At 53.3% G+C, this 5054-nt stretch carries 2 tRNA genes and 3 rRNA genes; all 5 read left to right on the forward strand.

Annotated features, from left to right (window positions below):
• Positions 1 to 45 precede the first annotated feature (45 nt).
• The 5 genes from NK987_RS21295 (at position 46) to rrf (ending at position 5051) form a co-directional block, all read left to right on the forward strand.
• A 16S ribosomal RNA gene (locus NK987_RS21295) occupies positions 46 to 1569 on the forward strand.
• A 52-nt stretch (positions 1570 to 1621) separates the two neighbouring features.
• Positions 1622 to 1695: transfer RNA gene (locus NK987_RS21300), tRNA-Ile, on the forward strand.
• A 25-nt stretch (positions 1696 to 1720) separates the two neighbouring features.
• Positions 1721 to 1794, forward strand: a tRNA-Ala gene (locus tag NK987_RS21305).
• 135 nt (positions 1795 to 1929) lie between these two features.
• A 23S ribosomal RNA gene (locus NK987_RS21310) occupies positions 1930 to 4770 on the forward strand.
• 169 nt (positions 4771 to 4939) lie between these two features.
• Positions 4940 to 5051 (forward strand): 5S ribosomal RNA (gene rrf / locus NK987_RS21315).
• Together the 16S, 23S and 5S rRNA genes with 2 tRNA genes alongside form the textbook arrangement of a ribosomal RNA operon.
• Positions 5052 to 5054: the final 3 nt, after the last annotated feature.

Below are 5054 nucleotides of genomic sequence, written 5' to 3' on the forward strand. Positions count from 1 at the left end.
AGGGCTAGGAAACGATTCTGCAGTGATGCAGAGAAAAAAAACTATACAATGGAGAGTTTGATCCTGGCTCAGGATGAACGCTAGCGGCAGGCCTAATACATGCAAGTCGAGCGGCAAGTCGAGCAGCAATGTGAGACCTAGAGCGGCGCACGGGTGCGTAACGCGTATGCAACCTACCCTTTACCGGGGGATAGCCCGGGGAAACCCGGATTAATACCCCATAGTATGAAGATGTGGCATCACAGTTTCATTAAAGATTTATCGGTAAGGGATGGGCATGCGTAGGATTAGTTAGTTGGCGGGGTAACGGCCCACCAAGACTGTGATCCTTAGGGGTTCTGAGAGGAAGGTCCCCCACACTGGCACTGAGATACGGGCCAGACTCCTACGGGAGGCAGCAGTAGGGAATATTGGGCAATGGGCGGGAGCCTGACCCAGCCATGCCGCGTGCAGGAAGAAGGCGTTATGCGTTGTAAACTGCTTTTATACGGGAAGAAAAGGCCCATGCGTGGGACATTGCCGGTACCGTATGAATAAGCACCGGCTAACTCCGTGCCAGCAGCCGCGGTAATACGGAGGGTGCAAGCGTTGTCCGGATTTATTGGGTTTAAAGGGTGCGTAGGCGGCCCGTTAAGTCAGCGGTGAAAGTCTGTGGCTCAACCATAGAAGCGCCGTTGATACTGATGGGCTTGAGTGCCGTATGGGTACATGGAATTGATGGTGTAGCGGTGAAATGCATAGATACCATCAGGAACACCGATAGCGTAGGCATTGTACTGTGCGGCAACTGACGCTGAGGCACGAAAGCATGGGTAGCGAACAGGATTAGATACCCTGGTAGTCCATGCCGTAAACGATGATTACTCGCTGTTATATCCTTGAGGTGTAGCGGCCAAGCGAAAGCGTTAAGTAATCCACCTGGGGAGTACGCCGGCAACGGTGAAACTCAAAGGAATTGACGGGGGTCCGCACAAGCGGTGGAGCATGTGGTTTAATTCGATGATACGCGAGGAACCTTACCCGGGCTAGAATGTGAAGGAATGATTTAGAGATAGATCAGTCAGCAATGACCTGAAACAAGGTGCTGCATGGCTGTCGTCAGCTCGTGCCGTGAGGTGTTGGGTTAAGTCCCGCAACGAGCGCAACCCCTATGTTTAGTTGCCAGCACGTCAAGGTGGGGACTCTAGACAGACTGCCTACGCAAGTAGAGAGGAAGGAGGGGACGACGTCAAGTCATCATGGCCCTTACGCCCGGGGCGACACACGTGCTACAATGGCGCATACAGCGGGTAGCTACTTAGCAATAAGATGCCAACCTCTAAAAGTGCGTCTCAGTTCGGATTGGGGTCTGCAACCCGACCCCATGAAGCTGGAATCGCTAGTAATCGCGCATCAGCCATGGCGCGGTGAATACGTTCCCGGACCTTGTACACACCGCCCGTCAAGCCATGGAAGTCGGGTAGACCTGAAGGCGGTAACCGCAAGGAGCCGTTAAGGGTAGAACCGGTAACTGGGGCTAAGTCGTAACAAGGTAGCCGTACCGGAAGGTGCGGCTGGAACACCTCCTTTCTGGAACGCCTTATTGAATGTGTTATTTCTTTCAGTTCTTTAATTATTTGATGGGCTTGTAGCTCAGGTGGTTAGAGCGCTACACTGATAATGTAGAGGTCCGTGGTTCGAGTCCACGCAAGCCCACATTTAATAATTACAACACTATTTCGGGGGATTAGCTCAGCTGGCTAGAGCACCTGCCTTGCACGCAGGGGGTCAACGGTTCGAATCCGTTATCCTCCACACATAGCTGAAAATGTTCAGTTATAAGTTCATTGACATGTTGAGCAGAGAATGCAACAGAGTGTTTTTCTGTCCGAAAGGACAGAGAGACGAAGACTGCATATATCCTTGAAGCAAAAGGGGGATGTATGTAAAGAGTAAGTGAACAAGGGCGTACGGGGGATGCCTAGGCTCTCAGAGGCGAAGAAGGACGTGCCAAGCTGCGAAAAGCCGCGGGGACCTGCAAGGGGGTTTGATCCGCGGATGTCCGAATGGGGCAACCCATCCACAGCGATGTGGATATTCCGAAAAGGAAGGCGAACGTGGGGAACTGAAACATCTAAGTACCCACAGGAAGAGAAAACAACAGTGATTCCGTGAGTAGTGGCGAGCGAAAGCGGAACAGCCCAAACCGTGCATGTTACGGCATGCGCGGGGTTATAGGACCTGCAGGATTGTATTGAATGTGACCGGAACACAGTGGGAACTGTGGCCATAGCGGGTGAGAGCCCCTTACGGGAAGCATGAGATACGAGGCGGGTATCCTGAGTAGGCCGGGACAGGAGAAATCCCGGTTGAATTTGCCGGCACCATCCGGTAAGGCTAAATACTCCTGAGAGACCGATAGTGTACAAGTACCGTGAGGGAAAGGTGAAAAGTACCGTGAATAACGGGGTGAAATAGAACCTGAAACCGTGCGCCTACAAGCGGTCGGAGCGGAGCGATTCCGTGACGGCGTGCCTTTTGCATAATGAGCCTACGAGTTACTCCTCACTGGCGAGGTTAAGTGCATGGATGCACGCAGCCGGAGCGAAAGCGAGTCTGAACAGGGCGCTTAGTCAGTGGGGGTAGACGCGAAACTTTGTGATCTACCCATGGACAGGTTGAAGCGGCGGTAAGACGCCGTGGAGGACCGAACCGATAAGCGTTGAAAAGCTTCCGGATGATCTGTGGGTAGGGGTGAAAGGCCAATCAAACTGAGAAATAGCTCGTACTCCCCGAAATGTTTTTAGGAACAGCGTCGTGGAATGTATGGCGGAGGTAGAGCTACCGATAGGACTAGGGGGAGTCATATCCTACCAAATCCTGACGAACTCCGAATGCCGCCATACAGTAACGGCAGTGAGGGCTTGGGTGCTAAGGTCCGAGTCCGAGAGGGAAAGAACCCAGACCTACCGCTAAGGTCCCGAAATCCACACTAAGTTGAACAAAGGTGGTCCAGCTGCTTAGACAGCCAGGAGGTTAGCTTGGAAGCAGCTATTCCTTTAAAGAGTGCGTAACAGCTCACTGGTCGAGCGGCAGGGCGTCGATAATAAACGGGCATCAAGTGTGGTACCGAAGCGTAGGATTTACGGCAACGTATAATGGTAGGGGAGCATTCCAACGGCGGTGAATGTGCATGGCGATGTGCACTGGAGCTTTTGGAAAAGCAAATGTAGGCATAAGTAACGATAATGCGGGTGGGAAACCCGCACACCGATAGACCAAGGTTTCCTGATCAATGCTAATCAGATCAGGGTCAGTCGGGACCTAAGGCGCACCCGAAAGGGACAGCCGATGGACAACAGGTGAATATTCCTGTACCGCGCGTATGATAAAAGCGACGTAGGGGTGTACCCGGTGCGCACTGACGGAATAGTGCGTTGAACCACATGAGAGTGTGGGATAGTACACGGAGGCCTCGGCCGAAGTGATAATCCGGGGAAGCAACTTCCAAGAAAAGCGAATACGCGTGCCCGTACCGCAAACCGACACAGGTGGTCAAGGAGAGGATCCTGAGGTGCTCGAGTGAATCATGGCTAAGGAACTCGGCAAAATGGCCCTGTAACTTCGGGAGAAGGGGCGCCTACCCTCACTTCGGTGAGGGAGGCCGCAGTGAAAAGGCCCAGGCGACTGTTTAGCAAAAACACATGGCTTTGCGAACTCGAAAGAGGAAGTATAAGGCCTGACACCTGCCCGGTGCCGGAAGGTTAAGAGGGGAGCTCAGCGCAAGCGAAGGTTTGAATCGAAGCCCCGGTAAACGGCGGCCGTAACTATAACGGTCCTAAGGTAGCGAAATTCCTTGTCGGGTAAGTTCCGACCTGCACGAATGGTGTAACGATCTGGGCGCTGTCTCAGCCATGAGCTCGGTGAAATTGTAGTCACGGTGAAGATGCCGTGTACCCGCAACGGGACGGAAAGACCCCATGAACCTTTACTGCAGCTTAGCATTGGTACCGGGTAAACGATGTGTAGGATAGGCGGGAGGCTTTGAAGTGGCGTCGCCAGGCGCTGCGGAGCCGTTGTTGAAATACCGCCCTTTGTTTGCTTGGTATCTAACCCCGCAGAAGCGGGAGACATTGCTTGGTGGGTAGTTTGACTGGGGTGGTCGCCTCCAAAAGGATAACGGAGGCTTCCAAAGGTTCCCTCAGCACGCTTGGTAACCGTGCGCGGAGTGCAATAGCATAAGGGAGCTTGACTGTAAGGCCGACAAGCCGAGCAGGGTGGAAACACGGGTATAGTGATCCGGCGGTACAGCATGGAATGGCCGTCGCTCAAAGGATAAAAGGTACTCTGGGGATAACAGGCTGATCTCCCCCAAGAGCTCATATCGACGGGGAGGTTTGGCACCTCGATGTCGGCTCGTCACATCCTGGGGCTGGAGAAGGTCCCAAGGGTTCGGCTGTTCGCCGATTAAAGTGGCACGCGAGCTGGGTTCAGAACGTCGTGAGACAGTTCGGTCCCTATCTGTTGCGGGCGTGGGAAGTTTGAGGAGCGCTGACCTTAGTACGAGAGGACCGGGTTGGACTGACCGCTGGTGTACCGGTTGTGGTGCCAACTGCACTGCCGGGTAGCTACGTCGGGAAGAGATAAGCGCTGAAAGCATCTAAGTGCGAAACTCCCTCCAAGATGAGACTTCCAAACAGGGCCGTCAGAGACGATGACGTCGATAGGCTGCAGGTGCAAAGTCAGTAATGACAAAGCCGAGCAGTACTAATAGCCCGAAAACTTGCTTCAGGTCAGCCCTGTTGCATTCTCTGCAAGACATTTCTAAGACGTGAGACATGAGACTTGAGACACAAGACTCCAATCCGCGGAAAAAGAACAAAAGAAATTACAGATTGATGACACGGATGTGAACTGGACCAAGTCTCATATCTCATATCTCATGTCTCACATCTAAAGATTAGGCGGCCTTGCGCAGGGGTCCCACCTCTTCCCATCCCGAACAGAGAAGTTAAGCCCTGCAGCGCCGATGGTACTGGGGTTACACCCGGGAGAGTAGGCCGCCGCCACATTAT

Source organism: Aquiflexum gelatinilyticum (genome assembly GCF_024813435.1).
GTDB classification, from domain to species: domain Bacteria; phylum Bacteroidota; class Bacteroidia; order Cytophagales; family Cyclobacteriaceae; genus Cognataquiflexum; species Cognataquiflexum gelatinilyticum.